This window comes from Chryseobacterium ginsenosidimutans (assembly GCF_024807225.1).
GTDB classification, from domain to species: Bacteria; Bacteroidota; Bacteroidia; order Flavobacteriales; family Weeksellaceae; genus Chryseobacterium; species Chryseobacterium ginsenosidimutans.
Genome location: NZ_JANUCO010000001.1, coordinates 286,653 through 313,278 on the forward strand (window position 1 = coordinate 286,653; position 26,626 = coordinate 313,278).

Below are 26,626 nucleotides of genomic sequence, written 5' to 3' on the forward strand. Positions count from 1 at the left end.
CTACAAAAGCAGTGGTTTTCACAATATTAAAAAATTAAATAAAATTTAATCATTTTGCTGATTCCCAAGAAAAGCATCCCAACCCTGCGCCGTTAAAGCAACCAATTGATTAGAACCTCTTGCTACCATAAAGTTTCCTTCTTCCTTATCAACCGCATGTCCGATAATGGTAAAATCCGGGTGGTTTTTCATTTTCTCAAAATCATTTGGAGAAATCGTGAACAATAATTCATAATCTTCACCGCCACTTAAAGCCGTCATGACAGGATTTAAATTAAATTCGTCCGCCGTCGTGATCGTCAGATTATCCATCGGAACTTTCTCCTCATACAATCTGAAACCAACTTTGGACTGATCAGAAAGATGCAGAATTTCTGAAGCCAAACCGTCAGAAATATCAATCATAGAAGTTGGTTTAATATCCAATTGTTCTAAAATCGCTTTTACATCCGTTCTTGCTTCCGGTTTTAATTGTCTTTCCAGAATATAGTCGTAGCCTTCCATTTCAGGCTGCATATTCGGATCTGCCAAGAAAACGGCGTGTTCTCTTTCCAAAATCTGAAGTCCCATATAAGCGCCACCCAAATCTCCTGTTACCACAAGAAGATCGTTTGGTTTTGCCGTACTCCTTTTTACGATATTTTCATCATTTTCAAGTCCGATTGCTGTAATGCTCATCACAAGTCCTGCATTTGAACTTGTAGTGTCGCCACCAATCAAATCAACTTTATATCTCGTACAAGCAGCCTGAATTCCTGAATAAATTTCTTCCAACGCTTCTACCGGAAAACGATTAGAAACTGCCAAAGAAACCAAAATTTGCGTTGGAGTTGCATTCATTGCTGCGATATCACTTAGATTCACAACAACCGCTTTATATCCTAAATGCTTCAACGGAACATATCCCAAATTGAAATGAACGCCTTCTGCCAAAACATCCGTCGTTAAAACAACTTTTTTATTTCCAGGATTAATAACTGCCGCATCATCTCCCACTCCAAGCTCCGAAGATTCATTGGACAAAGGAAAATGTTCTGTAAGGTGTTTTATTAAGCCAAATTCTCCTAATTTCGAGATCGGTGTTAATTCCGGTTCTTTATCTTCAAACATAAATTTTTATTATAAGTAATGTGTAAAAGGTAATAAGTAATGTTTTAATTTTTAACATTAATCTTTAAACCCTCAATTAATTTATACCAATTTTGCCGGATCAATATTTTCCGGACGGAAAGGAAGCTTTTTAAAATCTTCTCTTGTTAAGACCACTGTTTCCGGAGATTTGTATTTATTCATTGCTTCTACCACATCATCCGGCGGCGTTGTCATTTTTCTCAACATCGTATCGATCCAAACACCTGTTGCTTCTGAAGTGGCACAATGTTCTCCTTCAGGCGTATAAAACTTGTGTACAAAACGATAAATTGAGCAATCTTCCGCACATCCGTCAATCTCCAAACTTACGATAACGATCTGATCTGCAAATATTTCCTTAAAAAAAGAAAACCTCTCATGCATAATTACAGGACCAATTCCCCATCGGCTCATTTGGGTCACCCCCATTTTTTCCTGCTTCATAAAAGCCATTCTGGTTTGCGCACAAAATTGCACATAAGATGAGTTTGCTAAATGTTTGTTGGCATCAAGATCGCTCCAACGAACTTCGAATTTATGGTAAAAAATCATTTAAAATTGGTTTTAAAATATGAACTCCAGAGTTTATCAATCACAAATACTTAAGAAAATAATCGTCCTGTTTGTCATTCCGTGGGAATCTCAACAACATTATTCAAAATTCAGCTCAGATTCCTGCGGAATGACAAACTGAATGGATATTGAAAATCAGTAATTAAAAAACTTAAATTCCTTTTTATGGTTAATAATTTTCATGGTAAAGTTCAAAAAATTATATTCTTCAAAATTACTCAAATAAGATGGTTTATAAAAATTGTAGTTTTGTAAAAATAATCTTGAGCATAAGATTAATAAAACTATGAAGCAAATTATCATTATCGGAGGCGGTGCAGCAGGATTTTTCGCAGCAGCAAATCTTGACGAAAAGAAATATAAAATTACGATTCTCGAGCAAAATTCGGATGTTCTTCAGAAAGTTAAGGTTTCCGGAGGCGGAAGATGCAATGTCACTCATGCCTGTTTTGATCCGAAAGAACTGGTTCAGTTTTATCCTCGTGGAAATAAGGAATTATTAAGTGTTTTCACCAAATTTCAGCCAGGAGATACGATGGATTGGTTCGATCAGAGAAAAGTTTCGTTGAAAATAGAAAACGACAACAGAATTTTTCCTGAAAGCAATTCTTCACAGACAATTATCAATACTTTTTTGAATGAAATTCAGAAAAAAAACGTTGATGTCAAAACAAAATGTTCCGTCAAAGAAATTGAAAAACTGAACGAAAAATATATCGTTAAAACAAGTTTGGGCGATTTTGAAGCAGATTTTGTGATTTATACCACCGGAAGTTCTCCGAAATCGTTGAAAATGATTGAGAATTTGGGTCACAAAATCATTGATTTGGTTCCTTCGCTTTTTACATTTAATATTAAAGATGATTTGCTGAAAGATATCGCCGGAACAAGTTTTGAAATGGCAGAAACATCAATTCCGAAACTGAAAACGGAAGAAAGCGGCCCTATGATTATTACGCATTGGGGACTTTCCGGACCTGCGATTTTGAAAATTTCGGCTTGGGAAGCGATCAATCTGGCAAAAGTGAAATACAATTTTGAAATTGAAGTGAATTTTATTTCTAAAGATATTGATGATGCGGAAGAATTGTTTCAAAATTTCAAACAATCGAATCCGAAAAAAACCATTGGACAATCAAAGATTTTTGATATTACGAATCGTTTTTGGCAAAGGATTTTAGACGTTTCAAAAGTTGATTTGAATAAACAGGTGGCCCAACTTTCAGGAAAAGAAATGCAGACGATTCTTGAAAATTTATGCAAAAAGAAATTTCATGTGACCGGAAAATCGACTTTTAAAGACGAGTTTGTAACCGCGGGAGGCGTTGATTTAAAGGAAATTAACTTTAAAAATATGACTTCGAAAATTTTGCCTAATTTTTACGTTGCCGGAGAAGTGTTGAATATTGATGCGGTGACGGGTGGCTTTAATTTTCAGGCTTGCTGGAGTGAGGCTTGGCTGATTGCGCAGGATTTGAATTTTAAGTAATTTCGAAATAAAAATAATACATAACGTTTGTCATTCCGTAGGAATCTTACCAATATTATTTTAATAAAGAAGTCTAGATTTCTACGGAATGACAAACTCAACGTAAATACTTTTCATCTAGCAAAGAACACAAATAATTAGAATGCTTTTCGCTAAAAAAAATATTTCAAATACACTTAAAATCCTTTTAATCATCGGGTTTGGGTATTTCTTTTGGCTGATGCTGAAAATCACACTGGAATATGTTCCTTTAAAAACGGATGTGAGTTTTTTAATGATCAAACAGACTGAAGTCGGACAAAGATCAGAATATCTTTACTTTTTCTATACTCATGTTTACACTAGTATTTTTGTTTTACTGAGTGGATTTTTGGCGATTCTCAGAAGAGATTTTGGGTTAAAAAATTTCCATAAAAATGCGGGAAAGGTTTATATTTTTCTCATTTTGCTATTTGCTGCCCCATCAGGAATTTACATGGGTATTTTTGCCAATGGCGGAATTTTATCTAAGATTTCCTTCGTGATTTTGGGATGTTTGTGGTGGTTTTCGACCCTTAAGGCGTATCAATTAGCCAAACAGAAAAAATTTAAAGATCATAAACAATGGATGTGGCGAAGTTTTGTGCTCACTTTATCTGCTGTCACTTTGAGAATGTGGAAAGTAATTATTGTATATTTATTCCACCCAAATCCGATGGATGTTTATCAGATTATTGCTTGGCTCGGATGGATTCCCAACCTATTATTAATTGAATATTTAATTGCAAAAAAACATATATGAAAACTTTAAAATTAACATTAATCTCCTTATTTACAATTAGTTTAATCTCCTGCAAGAAGGATGGAAAGGTAACTGATTCTTCAAAAGACAGCCTTACTGCAAAAAAAGATTCTGTGGTCGTTCCTGAAATTTATAAAGAATATTATGGAATTTACATGGGAGATTTTGCGGGAAAAGGAATGGTGACTTCCGAAGACGGAGAAGAATATGAAGGCGAAATCTACAAGAAAATTTCTTTAAAAATTAACAGAATTACAAAGGACAGCGTTTACGGACAGAGTATTGTGGAGGGAAATCAGCGTCCGTTCCGGGGAGTTTTCAACGAAACGACGAAATCTTTTGTGTTGGATGAGCCCGGAAATGATAAAACCGATGGAAGATTTGAGGTTAAATTAGATCATGACAGTCTTACCGGAAACTGGAATGCATTTAATAAAAAAGCTGTAAAATCACCTTTAAAAACTTTAAAACTGATTAAAAAAGAGTTTGTCTACAATCCAAACTTTATGCTGAATCCAGACAACGAGCTGATCGACTGGGAAAATCCGAAAGATTTTATTGAAAAATATACCGACGAAGAAACAGGAAAAACAGAAACTTATACCGCTTCCAAGAACAGAATTGCTTCTGATGCTGTTTTTAAAATTAATGCTTCAAAGCAAAAATTAACGGAAAAAGACCTTAAAAATCTTCGAAAACTGGATATGGAAATCATTAAAAATTCGGTTTTTGCAAGACACGGTTATTCTTTCAAGAAGGCGACTTATAGGAATTTCTTTGAGCAGACAGATTGGTATATTCCGGTTTCAAACAATGTTGACAATCAGCTTTCTCCGATGGAAAAAGAAAATGTGGCTTTACTGAACCGTTTTATAAAATATGCGGAAGATAAATATGATCAGTTTGGAAGATAATTTTTAAATATCAACATGAAAATCCTTCGACTGCTTCGCGCTCAGGATGACATCGCTGTATTATTTTTCTGCAATTTCACAAAAAGAAAAAGCAACAAACATCCGGCTGCATAACACAAAATATCGATCCACGAAAACGAATTTCCGATCACGATATACATCAGGCTTCCTCTGCGGAAGCCTAATTTTTCTGCAATATTGAAGTATTGTGCAAACTCAACAAGACAGGAAAAAATAAGAATCCCGAAAATCAGTTTTTGGTTGTTGTTAATTGTAAAGAAACATTTGATAAAAGTATAGATCAATAGGATCACAATAACGTCTCCAAGATAGGCTCTGACGAAGAAAATGTCTTTTAATTTTGTGGCAATCAATACTTCTATTAAGAAAATGGCGATTGTAAGAAGGAAATATTTTAAGCTAGATTTTAATTTCATCATTTTAAATTTTCAACCATAAAAAATCGGTATCCAAATGAACACCGATTTATCATTTTTTGCAACTCTATTATTTCTTTACTTTCACTGTACATCCGATGGCGACAGTTTTTGTCATTTTTATCTGTTCATTTTTAATCAACGCATTTACGGCATCCTGAACATAATATTCTGAAACATCATTCGGATTTTCATAATTATTGTCGATCGCACCGATGTATTTTACGATATTTTTACCATTTTCCTTTTGCAGAAGAAAAACATGAGGCGTTTTTGTGGCTCCATATTGAGGGAAAATTTTCTGCCCTTCATCAACTAAATAAGGAAATGTAAACCCTTTTTCTTTTGCTCTTTCGATCATTTGTTTGTAGCCATCTTCAGGCTGTACAGACGGATCATTTGGATTAATTGCAATTACGGGGTAACCTTGAGACTTGTATTTCTTATCTAATTCTACAATCCTTTCTTCATATTTTTTGGCGTAAGGACAATGGTTGCAGGTAAAAACCACGATAAATCCTTTTGCGCTTTTAAAATCTGACAGAGAAACCATTTTCCCGTCAATATTTTTCAGCTTAAAATCTGTGGCTTCGTCTCCTACTTCATAGCCTTTTATAGAAGTTGTTTTTTCTTTTCCGGGCTTTGTATCATCATGATTCATTGTCGTAAAGCTCAGTAAACCAATTCCGACGATGAAAGCTGTTATTAAAATTTTAAAGTTTTTCATATTATTTTGTTTAATTCAAATTTTTTGTAATCGTATTTTCAAGATCTTCTTTACTCATTTCGCCGTCGTTAAAATGCACTTTCTCCCCGTTTTTATAGAAAATCGTCACCGGAATATTTCCGTCCCAGTCTTTTTCAAATTTTGGAATCCAGGTGTTCATTCTTTTGATATCGTCTAATAAAATAACTTCGGCAGTCAGGTTTTTATTTTTAATGAATTTAATTACCCTTTCTTTATCCACCAATCTGTCAAGAGAAACCAATATCATTTTAAACTTCGGATTCTCGGAATATTTTTTATTTATTTCCATAAAATGCGGCAGTTCTTTCACACACGGCGCGCAAGTGGTTGCCCAAAAATTCACGACAAGAAGTTTATCTTTTTCCTGTTGAATCCGCTTTTCCAAATCTTCATATTTTACAGATTCAACTTTTGTCTGCTGAGCTTTAAAAATCATCAATCCGAAAAACAGAAATAGTATTTTCATTAAATTCTTCATACTCAAAATTAAGGAATTATTGAATTCAAAAACTTGTCATTTCTTTTTAAAGATCGTTTTAACATTTGAAAAGTAAGAAAATATTGTTTATATAAAACAGAAGCTTTAGCTCTCTATACCTTTGTAAAACACTTATCTTCAATAAATTATTTTATTAAAATTTAATTCTTCAAAGAAATATATCGTTTTTTTATATATTTTTGCTTTTTTAATTTAAGAATTCAAATATGAAAAATTATTATTTACTATTGCCAATTTTTTTATTGGCATCTTGTTCTAGTGGTACTGATGAAGCCACAGACAACAGCGGAAGCGACAACAATACTCCTGTTTTAGTTACTAAAATGGTAGAAGATGGGGAAACTTATACATTCACGTATAATGGAACTAAAATCTCAGAAAAGAAACATTCAAGCGGAGATGCTACAACTTACACTTACACAGGAGATTTAATCACCAAATTTGTTGAAAAAGATGGAAGCATCACAGAATCAACTGTGTTGACTTATGACAGCAGCAGCAGACTTAGTAAAAAAGTGATGACCCATACGAGTACAGGAATCAATAATTATACAACAACTATTGATTACACTTATTTAACCATCAATAATGTTAAAATTGTAGAGACAACAAACAATCCTACCGCTAATTACACCAAAACTCATACAAGAGATGTTTTATTAAATACAGATAACTCACTTAAAGGCTGGACGACTACTGTAACCGAGACTCAGTCTTCAGGAACACTCACAGGAAGTGGCGGATTATTAGGAGTTTTATATGATTCATCTAATTCTCCTTTCAAAAACATAACAGGATATTTAAAAATCATTGATGCTGAAGGAATGACTGGCTCTCCTCATAATCTTTTGAATTATAGCGATAAAGTTTCCTATACAGACGGCGGATGGGAGACGACAATCTTCTCTTCTGTATTAGAATATAACTCATCAAGCTATCCTACAAAGGAAACAAAAAAGTATAAGGATCAAAATGGCACTTTATACTCCACAAGAATCAATACTTACGAATACAATCATTTATAATATCAGGAGAGCTTCGGCTCTCTTTTTGCTTTCCTAAAAAACATATCCTATTTTTGTAAAATATGAAGAAGATACTATTTTTTTTAGGTTTGTTTTTTAGCATTTCTTTATTTGCACAAACCGAATTCAATTCCGTTTCAGAACTTCCTGATTACGCTGTTTTAAAAACAAAAATGAAACTGGACGATGTGGTTACCAAAGCAGATACTCCTGCCGAATTTCCGGGAGGAATGGAGGTTTTCAAAAAGAAATTCGCAGAAAGCATGGATGTTATTGATGTAAAAACAAAAAAAATCAATACCCGTGTTTATTTTATTGTCGAAAAATCAGGCTATGTAAGATTCGTCACTGCAACAGGAAATGATCCCAAACATTCAAAAGCTGCAGAAGTAGCGGTAAGAAGGCTTTTTGTAAAATGGAAACCGGCTACCATTAACGGAGAACCTGTTCGTTACCTTTATACTTTTCCTTTGACTTTGAAAAAGTTTTAAACGAATAACTTATTTAAAATATGTCATAAAAAATCTCAAGAAAAACTCTTGAGATTTTATTTTATTTTCCAATCATTTTTTTTATCGAATTCAGCTTCATTAAAGCTTCAATCGGTGTCAAAGTATTAATATCAATTTTCGTCAGTTCTTCGCGGATATTTTCCAAAACAGGATCATCTAACTGGAAAAAAGACAATTGCATATTTTCTTCGGTTACTCTTTTTATATTTTCTGAAGAACCGCCTTGTGTACGGCTTGCTTCCAATGTTTTCAGGATTTCGTTGGCTCTGTTGACCACTTTTGCAGGCATTCCTGCTAATTTTGCTACGTGAATACCGAAACTGTGCTCACTTCCACCCGGAACAAGTTTTCTTAAAAAGATAATATTCCCCTTATTCTCCTGAATAGAAACATGGAAGTTTTTCACACGCTCAAAATTCACGGTCATTTCATTCAATTCATGATAATGCGTTGCAAATAAAGTCTTTGCCTGAGTCGGATGTTGATGAAGATATTCCGCAATCGCCCATGCAATTGAAACCCCGTCGTACGTGGAAGTTCCACGTCCGATTTCATCTAGCAAAATCAAACTGCGATCAGAAATATTATTCAAAATATTTGCGGCTTCATTCATTTCCACCATGAAAGTTGATTCGCCTGCAGAAATATTATCCGTCGCTCCTACTCTCGTAAAAATTTTATCCAACACTCCGATTTCGGCATGTTTTGCAGGAACAAAACTTCCGATTTGAGCCATTAAACAAACAATTGCTGTCTGACGAAGAATCGCCGATTTACCCGCCATGTTCGGTCCGGTAACCATGATAATCTGCTGAGAATCTTTGTCTAAGAAAATATCATTCGGAATATATTTTTCACCTAAAGGCAATGCATTTTCGATAATCGGGTGTCTTGCTTCCTTTAAATCTATCGAAAAAGTTTCGGTTAAAACAGGTTTTGTATAACTCTCAGAAACAGCCAGTTCCGATAAACCAACCGCAACATCCAACTGCGCAATAATATTAGAATTTTCCTGAATCTGGTCGATATAAATCATTGTTTCAGCACATACATTCCTGTACAGCTGATTTTCCAATACTCCGATTTTCTCTTCCGCGCCAAGAATCTGACTTTCGTATTCTTTTAATTCTTCGGTGATATAGCGTTCGGCATTTACCAGCGTCTGTTTTCTCAACCAATCACTCGGAACTTTATCTTTATGTGTATTTCGGACTTCAATATAATATCCGAAAACATTATTAAAATCAATTTTAAGACTCGTAATTCCTGTTCTTTCGATTTCTCGTTGGCACATTTCGTCTAAGAAACCACGCCCTTTAGATTGAAGACCTCTCAATCTGTCCAGTTCTTCAGAAATCCCTTCTTTAATGACGTTTCCTTTGGCAAGACTTACAGGAAGCTCTTCATTTAAATGATTTTGCAAGATTTTAATTAATTCATGCTGATCGTACAAAGGTTCAAGCCAAGCCAAAACATCAGCATGAGGATGAAGCAACGCTTTGATTTTATGAATATTAATTAAACTCTGACGCAAATGTCCCAATTCTCTAGGTGAAATTTTTTCCGCTGCCAGTTTTCCCATCAATCGATCCAGATCGGAAATTGATTTTAATAATTGGGAAATTTCATATTTAAGATGATCGTTTTCGTTTAAAAAATCAATTAATGATAGTCTTCTTCCAATTTCCTGTACTGATTTTAACGGTAAAATAATTCGCCTTCTCAGCAATCTTCCACCCATCGGTGTTGATGTTCTATCGATAATATCCAACAAAGATTTCCCTTGCGGATTGCTTGGATATACGATTTCGAGGTTTCTTAAGGTAAAACTATCCATCATCAGAAAATCCTCCTGCGGAATAATCTGAATTTTGGTGATGTGAGCCAATAAATTATGGTGTGTATCTTCAACCAAATAAGCGAAAATAGCTCCCGCTGCCGTAATTGCCAACGGTTGATTTTCAACACCGAAACCTTTTAATGAATTGGTTTTAAAATGATTGGTCAATTTTTCGTAAGCGAAACTATATTGAAAAGCCCAATCTTCAAGCTTAAAAGCATTTTTATTTTTAATCTGCTCCGGAACCTGAACACTTCTCTGATAAATAATTTCACTCGGATCAAATGTATTGATGATGTGCAAAATTTTATCTAAATTTCCCTCACTCACCAAAAATTCGCCCGTAGAAATATCCACCAAAGCGATCCCGAATTTCTCTTTTTCTTTATGAAGAGACAGCAGAAAATTATTCTTTTTTGAATTTAAAACCTGATCGTTAAACGTAACTCCGGGTGTCACCAATTCAGTAACGCCACGTTTTACAATTCCTTTTACTGTTTTCGGATCTTCCAACTGGTCACAAATGGCAACTCTCATCCCTGCTCTCACCAATTTTGGGAGGTAAGAATCTACGGAATGATGCGGAAAACCAGCCAATTCTATGTGTCCGTCTCCGTTTGCTCTTTTCGTAAGAACAATTCCTAAAATCTGAGAAGTTCTCACAGCATCCTGCCCGAAAGTTTCATAGAAATCTCCCACTCTGAATAGTAAAAGCGCATCCGGATATTTCGCCTTGATAGTGTTGTACTGCGTCATTAACGGGGTTTCTTTCTTTTCTTTCGTCGCCTTTGCCATTAAAATCTTTCTTAAAAAATTAGGATGGTAAAAGTATGAAATAAAACAGAAGGAGTAAAGTGCTTCCTAATTTAAAATAATTTTTCTCCCACTGATTTCACGGATTTACACAGATGATTCTGTATATTTTGTGTATTCACAATCCTTGTCAAGATTTTAAATCTTGACAAGGATAATTGAGAAAACGGTGGAAATCTACGGAACTAAGGATTTTTTTAAATAAACAATTACAACGTAATAATTTGTAAATTACTTTTTACGACTTGAGCTTTAGTTTTGTATTTGGTTTCACTTACTATTTCATTAAGGTTATTAATTAATTCTGTTTCATCTTCCAAAGTCATTATTATTTTGGTTGCTGATTTTTTATTGGATTCCAGATTATTAATCATAAGTCGTATTATTTCCAAACTAAATTTATCTTCAACTTTCTGAAACTCTTCAAAAACAAAAAGACAATTGTTATCGGAAATCCAATCCATATGAAAATCTAAAATTTGATTTAAATTATATTTTCCTTTTGTTTCGTAAAATGGAGAAAAGAGTTTTTTAGATTGAATTACATCCAGATAATCAGAAAATGATTTCAAAGATTTAGGAAACCTAATACATTCAAGATTAGAACACTCAAGAATGCGAGCCAAACTTTTTTGCCTTTCCATTTCAGTTTTTCCAACAATCAAAATATGTTTCTGAAAAGTAAAATTCTTATCCATTTTTTTATAAACCTATAGCTATTTGTAAATCCTTATCTCTTTTTTATTCTCAAATCTCCCCAAAGCTTTCAAGCTCTTTTCATACGCCCATTTCTGTTTGTAATTCACCCATTTAGCTTTAAAAATCTTCCGCATTAATTTATCTGTATACCTCATAATAAAAACATGATACAGCATATTAGCAAAAACATTCGGTTTATGGGGAAGCGCGCGAAGCGACATTGAAAAACCAGGTTCCAAATATCTGTTGAAATGCCAAAACGCTCCGGGAATAAAAAGCGCATCACCATGTTCCATGAAAATTTCAAAACCTTTGGCGTGCTTTAAGGCTGGAAATTTTTCATAATCAGGATTTTCATAATCCAAATCATAAATGGTATGAACCGACAACGGAACTTTATATAAAAACGCAGACTGCTTTTGATCGAATAACAAGATTCTTTTTTTTCCTTCAAAATGGATATGAAGAAAATCGCCCAAATCTACATCATAATGCATCAGAACATGAGCATCACTTCCTCCGAAAAACAAGGTCGGAAGGCGTTTAAAAAACTTCATTCCCAAATCCGGATACGTAAAGTTTTTCAACAGCTCCGGAAGGCGGTCTGTGATGATGTAAAAGAAAATACGAAGATCGGAAGGTTTACTTTTGATCGTATCAATATAATCCTTCATTTTCATCTTCATAATCGGTGCATCTGTGCTTTTTGACGCATCAGTAGGTTTGTTATCATACAAAGGAACTTCCTGTTCGCCGGCTTTTTCACGGATAAAATCGAAATTCCATTGGTCGAAAGCATCCCAACGACTCGCGAAGTTTTTGATCAGAAGAGGTTTGTGTTTTTTAAAATAATTTTTTTGAAAATCTTCCTTATTAATATCTGTTACAACATCTACGTTTTCGAGAATCATTTTGATTTGGTATTTAAAATGAGGACTAAAAATAGTGTTTTTTTGAAATTCAGAAAAATTTTGGGATTAAATTACTTCCCACAGATTACACAGATGTTTGAAAATAATTTTAAGAACTGTGCAAATCCGTATTATCTGTGGGATATTAATTTTCCGTTTTTTTTAAAATAATTTTAGTATCTCATCAAAAGAAAATGAGGTTGAAAAAATTATCTTTGTAAGACCAAGAGAATTTATGAGAGCCTACAACACCAAACATTTCCTGAAAATCCTTTTCAGTCTGCATAAAAGTGATACCTTAAAAATCTTATTTCCAAGTATGGTTCTTATAGGATTGTATTCTTGGGGCGTGAAGTATCTGGAAATAGAACATTTTCATTTAACCACAAAATCCGGAATCAGCAATGTGGGATTGATTCATTCTATGTTGGGTTTCGTACTTTCTTTATTGCTGGTTTTCAGGACAAATACAGCTTACGACAGATGGTGGGAAGGCAGAAAATTGTGGGGAAAATTGGTGAATGATACAAGAAATTTCGCTATAAAAATCAATGCAATTCTTGAAGACGACAGACAAAGTGCCGAACAAATCGCAAGATATCTAAAGTTTTATCCTCACTTTTTAGCAAAACATTTATCTAAAGAATCAACAAGACTGGCTCTGGATGAAGATTACACCGAACTTGAAAATCATATAAAACATCACGGACCAAGTGAAATAATAATTCTATTAACCCACAAATTGAACCAGTTAAAAAAAGAAGGAAAAATCTCTGATATCGAGATGCTGTATTTAGATACTCAACTTTCCGGTTTTCTTGATGTTTGCGGAGGTTGTGAGAGAATTAAAAATACGCCCATTCCGTATTCTTATTCTTCATTTATAAAGAAATTCATTATCCTTTATGTTTTTGCTGTGCCGATTGCTTATGTGATTAACATTGGGAATTTTATCATTCCGCTGACGATTTTTATTTATTATGTTCTTATGAGTCTTGAATTGATTGCTGAAGAAATTGAAGATCCTTTTAATAATGACGAAAATGACATTCCTATGGAAACCATCGCCCAAAATATTGAAAAAAGTGTACATCAGATTATGGGATTGAAAAAATAATAAAAATCCCTTCTGACTTAAAAATCGTAAATATTTATAGTTATTTTTGACAAAAAAATAAATTGGTACATAAATTAAAACTGGAAGAACTCAATAGAATCGACGTAGAAACCTTCAAGACTGTTGAAAAAATTCCGTTGATCGTGGTTTTAGATAATATCCGAAGTATGCACAATGTGGGGGCAACTTTCAGAACGGCAGATGCTTTTTTGGTTCAGAAGATCATTCTTTGCGGCATTACGCCTCAACCTCCGCATCGCGAAATTCATAAAGCTGCGTTGGGGGCAACGGAAAGCGTTGACTGGAGCCATGAGAATGATATTAATGTAACAATCAGCGATTTAAAATCGCAAGGGTTTGAAATTATCGGGATCGAACAGACTTCAAACAGCCAGATGATTTCAGATTTTAAGATTGATATATCGAAAAAATACGCGGTTATTTTAGGAAATGAAGTAGAAGGAATAAGCGATGAAGCGCTACCCAATATTGATACTTTCTTAGAAATTCCTCAGTTGGGAACAAAGCATTCTTTAAATGTAAGTGTTTGCGGAGGAATCGTAATGTGGGAGTTTGCAAAAGCCTTAAAATAAAAAAACTGCATGTGTCTAAAAGACAGTGCAGTTTGAAATAAATCTAATAAAAAGTAAAAATGAAAGGCGACAAAGATACTTTTTTTTCTTTTACAAACAAATTTTAGGTTCATTTTTCTTTATTTTATTGAAAAAAAGTTTGAATTTCAGAAAAAGTTTCATTTAATTTTTTATAAATTAGCACAATGTTTATCAAGGATTATATCTCAAAAGACTTTCCGTGTTTTAGTTTGACTGATTCGATAGAATCAGCAAGAGAAATGTTAGAAGCATTTGGATATTCCCATATTTTCATCAAAAAATCTCACCATTTTTACGGAGCCATTGCACAGGACTTTCTTTACGAAGACGGTATCCTGAAAAATCTTGAACACCAGATCGAGCGCTTTGCCATTCTTGAGGATAACAATATTATGGATAGCATCAGATTGTTTCACACATTCAATGCAAACGTAATTCCTGTTATTAATAAAGGTGAAAAATATTTGGGATACATAAGCTGTGAAGATATTTTTCAGGATTTGTCGAAATATCCGCTTTTTTCAGAGTCGGGAGCTATTCTTACGGTAGAAGTCCCGTCCAGAAAATATTCAATGACGGAAATTGCCAAAATTGTGGAAAGTAACAACTCAAAATTTTACGGCGCTTTTATCAGCTTCATGTCTGATGAAGTGATTCAGGTGACGATAAAAATCAGCAATGAAAACTTGAGCTCCATTGATGAAACATTCGACCGATATGATTATAGAATAGTCGAAAAATATTATTCTGATGAAAAATCGGATTTGTTTAATGACAGATTTGGGTTTTTCCAAAAATTCATAGAAATATAAAAACTAATGAAGGCAGCCATATATTCTCAAAAAAAGGATCTCGATACTTTTTTATATTTAAGCAAATTTATTTCCGAGCTGGAAAACAGAGGCGTAAAATCTGTTTTGTATGATGAAATGGCTGAAGCACTTCAGTTTTCAAAAATTTTCGAAACATTTAATAACAAACAGGATCTTCTGGATAAAGAAGTCGATCTTTTCTTCACTTTCGGTGGAGACGGAACGATCGTAAATTCTTTAACCTTTATCGAAGACCTTGAAATCCCGATTGTTGGTGTAAACACCGGAAGATTAGGGTTTTTGGCAAGTTTTACCAAAGAAGAAGCTTTTAAAGAACTAGATTCTATCTTAAAAGGTGATGTGAAAACAAGCCGTCGTTCTGTTATTCAGGTCGTTTCACCCGAATTAGAAGATTTTTTCCCGTATGCCTTAAATGATGTTACCGTTTCCAGAAAAGAAACAACATCAATGGTGACGGTGGATTCTTATATTAATGATGAATTTTTAAATGTTTTCTGGGGAGACGGTGTTATCGTTTCTACGCCGACCGGTTCTACCGCTTATTCTTTAAGCTGTGGCGGACCGATTATTTCTCCGAACAACGAAAATTTTGTCATCACTCCCATCGCTCCTCACAACCTGAATGTAAGACCTTTAGTAGTGAACGACAGCGTTGAAATTAAATTTAAAGTAGAAAGTAGAGTTTCGCAATACTCCCTTTCTCTGGACTCAAGATTGATCCATATAGAAACAGATAAAGAAATTGTTGTAAGAAAGGCTAGTTTCCAGCTTTTACTGGTTCAGCCCAACAATCTGAGCTTCTATGAAACCATCCGCCAAAAGCTACTTTGGGGAAGGGACAAAAGAAATTAACAATATCTTAAAAATTATTACCTTTACAGGAATTTAAAAACACCCTAATAATTTATATTAAAAAGTAAAACATGAGCAGAATTTTCCCGGCAGGAGTTGCCACAGGTCAATTAGTTACTGATATTTTTCAGCACGCTAAAGAAAACAAATATGCATTACCTGCAGTAAACGTAATCGGTTCTAGCAACGTAAATGCAGTATTGGAAACTGCAGCAAAACTAAACTCACCTGTTATCATTCAGTTTTCTAATGGTGGAGCTGTTTATAATGCAGGAAAAGGATTAAGCAATGACGGACAAAAAGCTGCCATTTTAGGAGCAATTGCTGGTGCAAAACACATTCATACTCTTGCAGAAGCTTACGGAGCAACTGTAATTTTACATACAGACCACTGTGCAAAAAAATTATTGCCTTGGATCGACGGAATCATGGATGCCAACGAAGAATTCTACAAGCAAACTGGTAAATCTCTTTATTCTTCTCATATGCTTGATCTTTCTGAAGAATCTTTAGAAGAAAACTTAGAAATTTCTGCTAAATATTTCGAAAGAATGGCTAAAATCCAGATGACTCTTGAAGTAGAAATCGGAGTAACAGGAGGTGAAGAAGATGGTGTTGACAATTCAGATGTTGATAACTCAAAATTATATACTCAACCGGAAGATATCGCTTACACATACGAAAAACTGAAAGCTATTTCTGATAACTTTACCATTGCTGCTGCATTTGGTAACGTACACGGAGTTTACAAGCCAGGAAACGTGGTTCTTACACCAAAAATCCTTGACAACTCTCAGAAATTTGTTCAGGAGAAATTCGGAACTGCTGATAAGCCAATCAACTTCGTATTCCACGGAGGTTTCTGGTTCTACTTTGGAAGAAATCAGAGAAGCGATCGATTACGGTGTGATCAAAATGAATATTGATACAGACCTTCAATTTGCTTACACAGAAGGAGTAAGAGATTATATGGTAAACAATGTTGAGTATTTAAGAACTCAGATCGGAAACCCTGAAGGAGAAGAAAAACCAAACAAAAAATTCTATGACCCAAGAGTTTGGGTAAGAAAAGGTGAAGAAACTTTCTCTACAAGATTGGTTCAGGCGTTTGAAGACTTAAATAACGTAAACACTTTAAAATAAGAACTGTACAATTGTATTCAATTAAAAAGTTTTACTAATTAAGATTTTTTAATTGAATACATTTTACATTTATACATTAATACAGACAATATGGCATTCGAGTGGTTTAAAAGAAAAGCACAAAATATTACGACATCTACTGATGAGAAAAAAGACGTTCCCAAAGGTCTTTGGCATCAGACTCCATCAGGAAAAGTGGTGGAACATGACGAACTGAAGAGAAATAATTACGTTTCTCCGGAAGACGGATTTCATGTAAGAATAGGAAGTGCAGAATTTTTTGATATCCTTTTCGACGAAGGTAAATTCACGGAGCTTGATGCTAATGTTGAAAGTATTGACATCCTGAACTTCAAAGATACAAAGCCTTACGCAGACCGTTTAAAAGAAGTAAGAGCTAAAACAAAACTGACAGATTCTATCAGAAACGCTGTAGGAACCGTAAAAGGAACTGAAATGGTGGTTTCTTGTATGGATTTTGCTTTTATCGGAGGTTCTTTAGGCTCTGTAATGGGTGAAAAAATCAGAAGAGCGATTGATTACTGTATGGCAAACAAGCTTCCTTACATGATTATTTGTCAGTCGGGAGGTGCGAGAATGCAGGAAGCTACGTATTCTTTGATGCAGTTGGCAAAAGTACAGTCGAAACTGGCTCAGCTTTCAGAAGCAGGATTGTTGTACATCGCTTATCTTTGTGACCCTACTTTCGGAGGTATTACCGCTTCTTTTGCAATGACAGCAGATATCATCATGGCTGAACCAAAAGCGCTGATCGGTTTTGCAGGACCAAGAGTTATCCGTGAAACAATCGGTAGAGATTTACCGGAAGGTTTCCAGACCTCAGAATTCCTTCAGGAAAAAGGATTTGTAGATTTCATTGTGAAAAGAACAGAAATCAGAGATACAATTGCTAAAACACTAAATTTATTAGCCGTAAAAGCTTAATAATTTGTAACAAAATACGATAATCTCTCTCTAATTAGGGAGAGATTTTTATTTATGAGAACGTTCAGAATATTTTTTAATACGATCCGAAGTATGAGTTTTAAAAAGATTATGCGTCTTTTTTCGCTCGTTCTGCCCCATCCTATTTTTTCTTTATTAAGTTTTCATGCAACAGTTCAGGCTTTCACAATTGCCCAGAAAAAATTCCCTGAAACAGCTTCTAATAATGGAATCGGAAATTCTTTCAGACATGCGCTTTGGTGTTGTTTTATCGCCATGTATTGTTCTAAAGTTTCATCTCCCGAAAAAGCACTCGATTTCTGCAAAAGAATCACAGATATGCACGAAGAACTCTTTCCCAACAAGCCTTTGGAAACAAAAATGGATCTTCATAACAATAAATTTGGGATGGATTATTTTAAAGAACTCTTACCGGGAGTTCACCGTCAGTTTTTTGAAAAAAGCTTTTTCATCGACGGCTTGGAAAAGAAAATGAAGGATGCAAAAGTCTTGAAAAATCTGGATGATGATTTTGAGGGCTTCTTGGTTTATTTAAATGAATAAAAATTAAATATCCTTCGAAAACCTCAGCGTGACATCGCTACAAAAGATCGTTAAATAAAGCAATTAGTATTAGAAATGTCATGCTAAGGCTCTCGAAGCATCTCAATAAAAGTTCAAAAAATAAAAGTTTCAATTTTTTTCACATTAAATTTATTATCTTTTCTAAAATTTTTAATTTAATCAAATGGTTCTCAGCAGAATTTGGTCCGCATTCATCATCATTGCTATTGCTATTGCAAGTATAAAATACGTTTCGTCAAGCCATTACAAAACCATCTTCAATGATATGGTTGTTGGGAAAGGTGGTGATACGGTGCAGATTGCAACACAGAAAATCAATGCCCTCTCTCCTATTGTCCGAGACAGTTTGATGAAAAAAAATGATTTTGCAGACAGCAGAATTCATTATAAAACAGATTCTCTGAAACAAGATGTAAAAGTGTATCGTGTTCAGGAAGCAGACGGCGTGATCGGAACTTCGAAAACTGCCGTAGATATCTGTATTGGTTTAATAGGAATCATGACCTTATTCATGGGATTCATGAGTATTGCAGAAAAAGCAGGCGGAATCAATCTGTTAAGCCGTTTAATTCAGCCGTTTTTCTCAAAACTATTTCCCGACATTCCGAAAAACCATCCCGCTTTCGGACATATGCTGATGAATTTCAGTGCCAATCTTTTAGGTTTGGACAATGCAGCAACTCCTTTTGGTTTAAAAGCCATGGAAAGTCTCCAAACTTTAAATCCAAATAAAGACACGGCAAGTAATTCTCAGATTATGTTTCTTTGCCTTCACGCAGGAGGAATGACTTTGATTCCGGTTTCTATTATTGCAATCCGGGCTTCAATGGGATCAAAAACACCGACTGATATTTTCCTTCCTTGTATGATCGCAACTTTTGCAGCGACTTTAGCCGCAATGATCGTTGTTTCTTTATATCAAAAAATAAATCTCTTAAAACCTATTGTTCTTGCCTATGTTGGCGGAATTTCGGCATTGATTGCACTTCTTGTTCTTTATTTAGTTCAATTAAGCAAAGATGAATTGGATACGTTCAGTAAAGTTTTAAGTAACGGATTGATTCTTTTTATCTTTTTAGCGATCGTTCTTGGGGCTGTTTATAAAAAAATAAATGTTTTTGATGCTTTTATTGAAGGCGCAAAAGAAGGTTTTACAACCTGTGTGAAGATCATTCCGTATTTAGTTGGGATGTTGATCGCTATTTCGTTATTAAGAACTTCAGGCGTTTTTGATGTTATTATTGACGGAATGAAATGGATCGCTTATTCCGCGAATTTAGATGCAAGATTTGTGGACGGACTTCCGACTGCTTTAATCAAACCTTTATCTGGTTCAGGAGCTCGCGGAATGATGGTTGATACAATGTCAACTTTCGGAGCAGACAGTTTCCAGGGGAAATTGGCAGCGGTTTCTTCAGGGAAGTTCAGATACGACGTTTTATGTGATTGCCGTTTATTTTGGAGCTGTAGCCGTGAAGAACACAAGATATGCTGTCATTGCCATGCTTTTGGCGGATTTGGTGGGTGTTATTACTGCGATTGGTCTTGCTTATCTTTTCTTTGCTTAAACTAAATTCATGAAAGCTTACATTCAGACCGATAAAGACGGTGAATTTTATAACGTTAATGCTTTTGTGGCTTTTGAAGGTTTCAAAAACTTTGGTTATGAAACAGAGAAGTTTTTTGATGCAGATGAAATTTCAGATGATAATCCCGAAAATATCCTCGTTGGTGGAATCGGAAATGTGAGAAAAAGACTTCAAAACCTAAATATAAATCGTCCCAAAAAAGAAATTGATTATCCTGAAGAATTAAAACCATTTTTAAAAAGAAAAATCTGGGAATCATCTATTAATGAAGTTTTCAATAAAAAAGAATGGAATATTTTCATTAAACCTAAAACTGAAACAAAATTGTTTACAGGAAAGGTCATTAACAACGAAATGGATCTTTTAGGATTAATGTATAAAGAAGATGACATAAAAATCTGGTGTTCTGAATTGATTGATTTTAAAACGGAATGGCGATGTTTTATCCGGTACAAAGAGATTTTAGATATCAGAAGATATAAAGGAGACTGGGACACGAAAATAGATGTAAAAACAGTTGCATCAGCAATAGAATCTTTCACTTCACAACCCTATTCATTCGCTTTGGATTTTGGTGTTAATAAGAATGGAGAAACTATATTAGTAGAAGTTAACGACGGGCATTCATTAGGAACTTACGGACTTTCATCGACTCATTATGCGAAATTTCTTTCAGCCAGATGGAGCGAATTAACCCAAACAGAAGATTATTTATATTTTTAATTAAAAAAATATCAACAATGATAACAGATAAAGAATTCACCTTACGACTGATCCGTCAGTTAACTCAAGCATTGGAAAAACTTATTTTAGACAAACCTGAAGAAAGTCTGATGCAGAAAGAATTAGATTTTGAGACTTTGATGAGAGATATTTTCAAATTTGATTTTACTACACTTTCCTCGAAATCAAAAGAAGAAATCATCGAAATCGTCAACGAAAGACAAGAAAGAGATCACAAAGATTATTACGAAATGCTTGGAAATCTTTTCTATTTTACAGGCAGAGGACAAAAAAATAATGACTTTTTAGATAAAGCAAAAACATTCTACGAATTGTATCTTCAAACCAGCGGAATTTTTGCACTTCCCGTTATCAACAGAATCAACGAAATAAAAAAAGCACTTGAATAAAGTGCTTTTGTATTTTTAGAATGTAATTTTATACGTTCCGGTGGAAGATGTGTTGGCTTTTTCGGCTTTTACATATTTCTTAACCCAGGAAACCGCGTTTGAACTGATGCATGGATCAGCCGTTCCTCCCGATCTTCTTGCAGAAACCACGTTTCCGGCTTTATCCACTGTGTAAGCAACGGTAATCGTTCCGCTTGCGGTACAGCTGTTTGATGGTTGCGATCCGCCTCTTCCCATCGTTCCGGGAATGAATCCGACCAGTTTCCTGTCGATTCCTACTTTGCTGTCACCATTTCCGTCGCCGCCTAAAGGATCTCCGTTATTTCCGATTCCTTGACCATCACCTTGGCTTCCCGCTTTTGTTCCTCTTCCTCTGATAAGGTTTCCGATTGCGGCAGTTCCTTTTCCGTCGCCGTTTCCGGTTTTAGAATTGGCAGTTGTAGCACCCGATTTTTTAGTATTCTTAGTTGCAGAAGTACTTGTAGCTGCTGCTTTATCAGATTTTTTTGATTCTTCTTTTTTCGGAACAGTGAGTTTAGAATTTTTTCCTGTAATGATTTTTTCCTTTACATCTGCCTTTTTCGTTTCAAGTTGCGGCTCAGGTTTTATTACCGTTTTTGTTTCAGGAACAGCCGCTTCTGCAGGTTCAGGAGTTACTTCAGCAACAGCAGCCAGACTTCCGGGTTGATCTGCAGGTTTCTTCCGCTCCTTTTCCGTTTCTGTTATCCCCGAAATTGACTAACATTGTTGTAATCACTTCCGGCTGTTCATCCAGTTCCGGTTTTAATTTATATAGAAAAACAAATAACAGGATGGCAGACCAAATCAGGATAGAAAGCAACGCGCTTTTTACCCTATCTCTGTTTTCCTCCTCTTTGTTTATAATATGACTTCTCATTTTAAAATGATCTTTTCCGAGATTTTCGGAGGTACTATTTATCTTTAACCGTTGCAATGGCAATATTGAATTTATTTTTTTCAGCAATTTCCATTACAAAAACGACATCTTTATGCATCGTATTTTCGTCTGCTCTGATCGTGAAAGATTTATTGATTTGATTGGTCAATTTACTCACAATCATTTGTTCCAATTCGCCTTTATTCACAGGATTATCATCTACAAAATAAGATCCGTCTGGCTTTATGCTTACCACCAACGGATTAGGAATATTGTCTTCTACTGCTCCCGCTTTAGGCAAATTAACTTCAATCGCACTTTGATTGGCCGCTGATGAAGTAATCATAAAGAATATCAACATCAGCAAGATAACATCTGTCATCGCTGCCAAACTGAATTCGGGGTTTGCTTTATTTCTTCTCTGAATTTTCATAAGAAAGAATTATAAAGGTTTATTGATAAGATCTAAAAATTCGCCGGACATATTCTGAGCTCTCAATACAAATTTATCAATTCTCGTTAAAAGAATATTGTAGAAAAAGTTGGCAGGAATTGCCACCGCAAGACCAACCGCAGTTTGTCCCAACGCTGTATAAATACCTTCAGACAAAGTTTTTGGAGAGAAAGATCCGCTTGCGTGAGATAGATTAAAGAACGCAATAATCATCCCGATCACCGTTCCCAGCAATCCCAACATCGGAGCAATACTCGGAACAACCGCCAAAAGGTTCAGGTTTTTCTCCATATTCGCTACTTCTATCTGAGCCTGAGATTCCATCGCGCTTACGATATCAGAAACAGGACGTCCCAATCTTGAGATCCCTTTTTCTAAAATCCTTCCTTCCGGTGAATTTTGTCTTTTACAATAATCTGCTGCAGATTCCATTTTGCCTTCTTTGATAAAATCTTCAATATTATCCATAAAGTTGGAGTCGGTTTTTGAAGCCAGTCTTTTAATAAAGAAAAATCTTTCAAAAAACAAGTAGACAGAAAAAACGCCAAGTGCCAATACAGTAAACATCACTATTTTAGCGAAAGCTCCTCCGTGGAACATGATCTTCCAAAATGAAAATTCTAAATCGTCTGCAGCTACAGCAGGTGCAGCAACCTGTGCAAATAAAATCTGAGTAAGTTCCGTTAACAGCATTAAAGTGTATTTTATAAAAGTTTTAACGACAAATGTAGTCGAATATTATGAATAGTACTCTTAAAAATTGCTTAAAAACAACTTAAAATTGTTATAAAAAGTAAACAGCAAATTTCTTTCCAAAAAAGTATTTGAAAAGAAATCTGCTTATAAAAAATACTGAGTATCGAGATTTTAATCTTCGTCTACTACAATATCGTCTTGTTTAAATTCGCATTTGAGTCTAAAAGGAATCGGAGTTTCCTGATCCTGTGTAGAAATCGTCGATCGTCCCTTTCCAGATTACCTGAAGTTCTCCTTCTTCGTTCTTTTCGAATAAAAGCTCATTATCATAGAGAAAAGCCTCTTCATCGTCGAAAAGATCTACTTCTGTGAAAGTATCTTCTTCAGAATCGTTTATGGTAATTGTTTTTCCTTCTATTTCCTCTGAATCAATGGGAAAATCGAAAACTTCTAGTGAAAGTTGCGGAAAATTGTACTGTAAAGAATCATCGTCTACATGATCCAGACCATCATCCGTGATAATTTCAACTTCTAATAAGTGTTGTTGATTGCTGTAAACCGCTTTACAATAAGTATTTCTAATATTGTACTTTAGCGTTTCTTCCGGATGGTAAATTTTTAAAATCCCTTTCATTATTTCCTAAAAAAAGAACTGTAATAATATGATTGTTAAACTGTTTCAGCAAAGATAAAAAATAGATTGATTGTGGAAAATTATTTGAAAATTATTTTCGAAAATTTGAGCATAATTAATAATAACATCATTTAAAGAGTCCGTTTTAATGATCAAAAAATAAAAACCTTTGTGATTTGCCAAAAGTTACTGTGTAAAATTATATCGTCTTAATAATCTTTTGCCCCTTTTATCGTTTTAATATTTACTTTTGTTTTTATAAAGAATTTCGAAAAAAATGAAAAATATCTTATCTAAAAGTATTTTAGGCTTAACCTTGGTGATGAGTCTTGCCTCGTGCAAAAAGAGCGACTCGCCTTTAACCAAAGTTACACCTTCCAATTTAGATTCTATTGCTTCCAATTATTATGAGCAATATTTAAAATTATATCCGTTGGATGCTACTTCACAAGGAGATTTGAGATATAACGACCAGCTTCCTATTAATATTGATAAAGATTTTATTTCCGGGGAAGTTGCTTTTTATAATTCTGTGCAGAAACAATTGGACAATGTAGATTACAAAAGCCTTTCCGATGAAGATAAGGTAGTGTATGATGTGTTGGATTATACTTTAAAAGATAAAACTCAAGCTTACATTTATCATCCCGAATACATTCCTTTCACGCAATTTGGCGGACTTCCGCTTACTTTCCCGTTGTACGGAAGCGGAGAAGGAAGCCAGCCTTTTAAAACAGAAAAAGATTATAGCGACTGGCTGAAAAGAATGGAAAAATTTTCGGATTGGATGAATGCGGCGGCTGATAATTTCCGTGAAGGAATTAATAATAAAATGGTTTTGCCTAAAAAACTGGTTGTTAAAATGATTCCTCAAATGAGAGCTGAAGAAATCACGACGACAGATTTAGACAAAAATATTTTCTACGGACCGATAAGAAATCTGCCAAAAAGCTTCACCAAAGAGCAAAAAGAAAAACTTTCAGCGCTTTACAAAGAGGCTATTACGCAGAAAATTATTCCGGCTTATACCAAAATGGGTAATTTCTTAGAGAAAGAATATCTGCCAAAAGCAAGAGATACAGATGGTTACAACAGCCTTCCAAACGGTAAAGAAATTTATCAGTATTACGCAAAAAGCTGGACGACAACTAATAAACCTCCTGAAGAGATCAATAAAATAGGTCTTCAGCAGGTCGCCATGCTTCGTGGAGAAATGGAAAAAGTAAAACAGCAGGTTGGTTTCACAGGAACGTTGGAAGAATTCATCAATTTTGTAAAAACCGATCCAAAAGCAATGCCTTATAAAACATCGGAAGAAGTTTTGGGAGCATTCAATGGGATTTTAGCTAAAATAACGCCGAAGCTGAAAACGATGTTCTCCGTAACGCCGAAAACGAAATTTGAGATCAGACAAACGGAAAAATTCAGGGAAGCAAGTGCGAGTGCAGAATACATTCAGGGAACTCCGGATGGAAAAAGACCGGGAATTTTCTATGTTCCGCTTCCTGATGCTTCAAAATTCAATGTAACTTCAGGGATGGAATCTCTTTTCCTTCATGAAGCAATTCCGGGGCACCATTATCAGGTTTCTCTTCAACAGGAAAATACGAAACTTCCGAAATTCATGAGATTTGGATGGTTTGGAGCTTATGGTGAAGGTTGGGCACATTATTGTGAGACTTTAGGTCCGGAATTCGGGCTGTACACCGATCCTTATCAGAAAATGGGATATTTGAGTGATCAAATGCTGAGAGCCGTGAGATTGGTGGTAGACACAGGGTTGCACACCGGAAGAATGACGAGAGAAGATGCAATAAAGTATTTCTTAAGCAATATTTCTTATGATGAAGCCGGTGCAACTGCCGAAGTAGAAAGATATATGGCAATGCCGGGACAAGCTTTAGGCTATAAAATCGGCTCATTGAGAATCCGTGAATTGAGAGAAAAATATCAGAAAGAACTGGGAAGTAAATTCAATCTGGCTAAATTCCATGATGAAATTTTGAGTCAGGGCTGTCTTCCTTTGGATGTTTTGAACAGAAAAATGGAGCTTTGGGCGAAAAATCAAAAATAATTTAGCGGAAGAAATTCTTCTTTATAAATATGAAAGTCACAAATTAATTTTTGTGGCTTTTTTGTTTAGCTTTATCTTTTTAATTAAAATCATGATAAAAACGTTTTATTTTATTGTAATTTTCATTTTTGGATTGTGCTTTTTAAGCTGTAAAAAAGGAGGAAAGAATGAAATAAACTTTGAAAAATTCATTGTAGATAAAGACCTTCCGCAAAACGATACGATTAAACTTCTTTCAAAATATCCTGAACTTCAATTATTTAATAGCGAAAAAGTTGAAAATCTAACACGAACTGCTTATATCGTGCAGGAAGATGGTTATTTTGAACGTGTTTTTTATGGAGAAAAAAGATATAAATTTTTTCAGTTTGATAATTATAAATGTAAAGCGATATGCAGTGGAGATACAATCAATATTTGGCTTAATAATTACAATGGATATTTTGGAAACGGCGTTTTGGTAAAGGTTTTTAATAATCAATTTTTAATTAAAGATATTGATCCGAAAACTTTGAAGGGTGAAATTAAGTTCATTGAAACTCATCCCAATTCTCAGAAACTGGTTCTTAATAGTGCTAAATTTCAGAAGAATGACAGCATGTATGGATTTATAGATTATAACACGAGTCTGGATTCCTTGGTCACAAAAAATTTTAAAGGATATTTTAAAACAAAAATTAAATAGAA

Annotated in this window: 28 protein-coding genes and 3 pseudogenes; 18 read left to right on the plus strand and 13 right to left on the minus strand. The window is 34.6% G+C overall.

Going from position 1 to position 26,626, the window contains the following annotated elements; all coding sequences use genetic code 11:
* Nucleotides 1–45 precede the first annotated feature (45 nt).
* Nucleotides 46–1,110 carry a thiamine-phosphate kinase gene (gene thiL, locus J3D55_RS01330; RefSeq protein WP_259127436.1) on the minus strand — a complete coding sequence of 355 codons (1,065 nt, stop codon included), beginning with the start codon at nucleotides 1,108–1,110 and terminating at the stop codon, nucleotides 46–48.
* An 81-nt stretch (nucleotides 1,111–1,191) separates the two neighbouring features.
* The gene (locus tag J3D55_RS01335) at nucleotides 1,192–1,683 is read right to left on the minus strand and encodes an acyl-CoA thioesterase (protein ID WP_259127438.1); all 492 of its coding nucleotides are present in this window, start codon (nucleotides 1,681–1,683) and stop codon (nucleotides 1,192–1,194) included.
* Between the two features lie 295 nt (nucleotides 1,684–1,978).
* Here J3D55_RS01335 and J3D55_RS01340 point away from each other — a divergent pair, with 295 nt between their 5' ends.
* From J3D55_RS01340 to J3D55_RS01350, 3 genes are all read left to right on the plus strand, one after another.
* Complete coding sequence (locus tag J3D55_RS01340; protein ID WP_374759517.1) at nucleotides 1,979–3,193, plus strand: BaiN/RdsA family NAD(P)/FAD-dependent oxidoreductase; 1,215 nt, start codon at nucleotides 1,979–1,981, stop codon at nucleotides 3,191–3,193.
* Between the two features lie 142 nt (nucleotides 3,194–3,335).
* Nucleotides 3,336–3,974 (plus strand): DUF2306 domain-containing protein, encoded by a 639-nt coding sequence (locus J3D55_RS01345; RefSeq protein WP_259127441.1) that lies wholly within the window; start codon nucleotides 3,336–3,338, stop codon nucleotides 3,972–3,974.
* Nucleotides 3,971–4,888, plus strand: a complete 918-nt coding sequence (locus tag J3D55_RS01350) for a YARHG domain-containing protein (protein WP_259127442.1) — start codon at nucleotides 3,971–3,973, stop codon at nucleotides 4,886–4,888. The genes J3D55_RS01345 and J3D55_RS01350 overlap by 4 nt, the downstream gene beginning before the upstream one ends.
* A gap of 41 nt (nucleotides 4,889–4,929) precedes the next feature.
* On the opposite strand, the gene J3D55_RS01355 is transcribed toward J3D55_RS01350, so the two are convergent.
* From J3D55_RS01355 to J3D55_RS01365, 3 genes are all read right to left on the minus strand, one after another.
* Entirely contained in the window at nucleotides 4,930–5,325 is a 396-nt protein-coding gene (locus J3D55_RS01355) for a ribosomal maturation YjgA family protein (RefSeq protein WP_259134993.1), read from the minus strand.
* A 70-nt stretch (nucleotides 5,326–5,395) separates the two neighbouring features.
* Complete coding sequence (locus J3D55_RS01360; RefSeq protein WP_259127444.1) at nucleotides 5,396–6,052, minus strand: thioredoxin family protein; 657 nt, start codon at nucleotides 6,050–6,052, stop codon at nucleotides 5,396–5,398.
* 10 nt (nucleotides 6,053–6,062) lie between these two features.
* Nucleotides 6,063–6,539 (minus strand): TlpA family protein disulfide reductase, encoded by a 477-nt coding sequence (locus tag J3D55_RS01365; RefSeq protein ID WP_259127445.1) that lies wholly within the window; start codon nucleotides 6,537–6,539, stop codon nucleotides 6,063–6,065.
* A gap of 239 nt (nucleotides 6,540–6,778) precedes the next feature.
* Here J3D55_RS01365 and J3D55_RS01370 point away from each other — a divergent pair, with 239 nt between their 5' ends.
* The gene (locus J3D55_RS01370; RefSeq protein ID WP_259127447.1) at nucleotides 6,779–7,597 is read left to right on the plus strand and encodes a hypothetical protein; all 819 of its coding nucleotides are present in this window, start codon (nucleotides 6,779–6,781) and stop codon (nucleotides 7,595–7,597) included.
* Between the two features lie 62 nt (nucleotides 7,598–7,659).
* Nucleotides 7,660–8,088: an energy transducer TonB gene (locus tag J3D55_RS01375; RefSeq protein WP_259127448.1), complete on the plus strand. Its 429-nt coding sequence runs from the start codon at nucleotides 7,660–7,662 to the stop codon at nucleotides 8,086–8,088.
* Between the two features lie 61 nt (nucleotides 8,089–8,149).
* On the opposite strand, the gene mutS is transcribed toward J3D55_RS01375, so the two are convergent.
* The 3 genes from mutS to J3D55_RS01390 all read right to left on the minus strand — a co-directional run bounded on the left by mutS (nucleotide 8,150) and on the right by J3D55_RS01390 (nucleotide 12,372).
* Nucleotides 8,150–10,744 (minus strand): DNA mismatch repair protein MutS, encoded by a 2,595-nt coding sequence (gene mutS, locus J3D55_RS01380; protein ID WP_259127449.1) that lies wholly within the window; start codon nucleotides 10,742–10,744, stop codon nucleotides 8,150–8,152.
* 227 nt (nucleotides 10,745–10,971) lie between these two features.
* A complete protein-coding gene (locus tag J3D55_RS01385; RefSeq protein WP_259127451.1) occupies nucleotides 10,972–11,460 on the minus strand; it encodes a hypothetical protein in 489 nt (162 codons plus the stop codon).
* 18 nt (nucleotides 11,461–11,478) lie between these two features.
* Nucleotides 11,479–12,372, minus strand: a complete 894-nt coding sequence (locus tag J3D55_RS01390) for a cupin-like domain-containing protein (protein ID WP_259127453.1) — start codon at nucleotides 12,370–12,372, stop codon at nucleotides 11,479–11,481.
* 235 nt (nucleotides 12,373–12,607) lie between these two features.
* Between J3D55_RS01390 and J3D55_RS01395 the strand changes: the two genes are divergently transcribed.
* From J3D55_RS01395 to J3D55_RS01440, 10 genes and pseudogenes are all read left to right on the plus strand, one after another.
* Nucleotides 12,608–13,489: a bestrophin family protein gene (locus J3D55_RS01395; protein ID WP_259127454.1), complete on the plus strand. Its 882-nt coding sequence runs from the start codon at nucleotides 12,608–12,610 to the stop codon at nucleotides 13,487–13,489.
* Nucleotides 13,490–13,551: 62 nt separating this feature from the next.
* Nucleotides 13,552–14,082, plus strand: a complete 531-nt coding sequence (locus tag J3D55_RS01400; RefSeq protein ID WP_259127455.1) for an RNA methyltransferase — start codon at nucleotides 13,552–13,554, stop codon at nucleotides 14,080–14,082.
* A gap of 260 nt (nucleotides 14,083–14,342) precedes the next feature.
* Entirely contained in the window at nucleotides 14,343–14,915 is a 573-nt protein-coding gene (locus tag J3D55_RS01405; RefSeq protein WP_259127457.1) for a CBS domain-containing protein, read from the plus strand.
* Between the two features lie 6 nt (nucleotides 14,916–14,921).
* A complete protein-coding gene (locus J3D55_RS01410) occupies nucleotides 14,922–15,788 on the plus strand; it encodes an NAD kinase (RefSeq protein ID WP_259127458.1) in 867 nt (288 codons plus the stop codon).
* Nucleotides 15,789–15,859: 71 nt separating this feature from the next.
* Nucleotides 15,860–16,931, plus strand: a pseudogene (gene fbaA / locus J3D55_RS01415) (class II fructose-bisphosphate aldolase).
* A 90-nt stretch (nucleotides 16,932–17,021) separates the two neighbouring features.
* Nucleotides 17,022–17,876, plus strand: coding sequence for an acetyl-CoA carboxylase, carboxyltransferase subunit beta (gene accD / locus J3D55_RS01420; protein WP_259127460.1), 855 nt, complete (start codon nucleotides 17,022–17,024; stop codon nucleotides 17,874–17,876).
* Between the two features lie 54 nt (nucleotides 17,877–17,930).
* On the plus strand, nucleotides 17,931–18,440 hold the full coding sequence (locus J3D55_RS01425; protein ID WP_259127461.1) for a DUF6973 domain-containing protein: 510 nt from the start codon (nucleotides 17,931–17,933) through the stop codon (nucleotides 18,438–18,440).
* 184 nt (nucleotides 18,441–18,624) lie between these two features.
* Nucleotides 18,625–20,029 (plus strand): annotated as a pseudogene (locus J3D55_RS01430) (spore maturation protein).
* Nucleotides 20,030–20,038: 9 nt separating this feature from the next.
* Nucleotides 20,039–20,773, plus strand: coding sequence for an ATP-grasp domain-containing protein (locus J3D55_RS01435; RefSeq protein ID WP_259127465.1), 735 nt, complete (start codon nucleotides 20,039–20,041; stop codon nucleotides 20,771–20,773).
* 17 nt (nucleotides 20,774–20,790) lie between these two features.
* Nucleotides 20,791–21,183 carry a hypothetical protein gene (locus J3D55_RS01440; RefSeq protein ID WP_259127466.1) on the plus strand — a complete coding sequence of 131 codons (393 nt, stop codon included), beginning with the start codon at nucleotides 20,791–20,793 and terminating at the stop codon, nucleotides 21,181–21,183.
* Nucleotides 21,184–21,198: 15 nt separating this feature from the next.
* Here J3D55_RS01440 and J3D55_RS01445 read toward each other — a convergent pair whose 3' ends face one another.
* Nucleotides 21,199–21,420, minus strand: coding sequence for a hypothetical protein (locus J3D55_RS01445; RefSeq protein WP_259127468.1), 222 nt, complete (start codon nucleotides 21,418–21,420; stop codon nucleotides 21,199–21,201).
* 193 nt (nucleotides 21,421–21,613) lie between these two features.
* Between J3D55_RS01445 and J3D55_RS01450 the strand changes: the two genes are divergently transcribed.
* Nucleotides 21,614–21,871, plus strand: a complete 258-nt coding sequence (locus J3D55_RS01450) for a hypothetical protein (RefSeq protein WP_259127469.1) — start codon at nucleotides 21,614–21,616, stop codon at nucleotides 21,869–21,871.
* Here J3D55_RS01450 and J3D55_RS01455 read toward each other — a convergent pair.
* The 4 genes and pseudogenes from J3D55_RS01455 to J3D55_RS01470 all read right to left on the minus strand — a co-directional run bounded on the left by J3D55_RS01455 (nucleotide 21,842) and on the right by J3D55_RS01470 (nucleotide 23,865).
* Nucleotides 21,842–22,081: a hypothetical protein gene (locus tag J3D55_RS01455; protein WP_259127471.1), complete on the minus strand. Its 240-nt coding sequence runs from the start codon at nucleotides 22,079–22,081 to the stop codon at nucleotides 21,842–21,844. The genes J3D55_RS01450 and J3D55_RS01455 overlap by 30 nt on opposite strands.
* 34 nt (nucleotides 22,082–22,115) lie before the next feature.
* On the minus strand, nucleotides 22,116–22,514 hold the full coding sequence (locus J3D55_RS01460; protein ID WP_259127472.1) for an ExbD/TolR family protein: 399 nt from the start codon (nucleotides 22,512–22,514) through the stop codon (nucleotides 22,116–22,118).
* 9 nt (nucleotides 22,515–22,523) lie between these two features.
* Nucleotides 22,524–23,228, minus strand: coding sequence for a MotA/TolQ/ExbB proton channel family protein (locus J3D55_RS01465; protein ID WP_259127474.1), 705 nt, complete (start codon nucleotides 23,226–23,228; stop codon nucleotides 22,524–22,526).
* 174 nt (nucleotides 23,229–23,402) lie between these two features.
* Nucleotides 23,403–23,865, minus strand: a pseudogene (locus tag J3D55_RS01470) (hypothetical protein).
* Nucleotides 23,866–24,142: 277 nt separating this feature from the next.
* Here J3D55_RS01470 and J3D55_RS01475 point away from each other — a divergent pair.
* Together J3D55_RS01475 and J3D55_RS01480 are read left to right on the plus strand one after the other, a co-directional pair.
* Nucleotides 24,143–25,939, plus strand: coding sequence for a DUF885 domain-containing protein (locus J3D55_RS01475; protein WP_259127477.1), 1,797 nt, complete (start codon nucleotides 24,143–24,145; stop codon nucleotides 25,937–25,939).
* A 91-nt stretch (nucleotides 25,940–26,030) separates the two neighbouring features.
* Nucleotides 26,031–26,624 (plus strand): hypothetical protein, encoded by a 594-nt coding sequence (locus J3D55_RS01480; protein WP_259127480.1) that lies wholly within the window; start codon nucleotides 26,031–26,033, stop codon nucleotides 26,622–26,624.
* The last annotated feature ends 2 nt before the right edge of the window (nucleotides 26,625–26,626 follow it).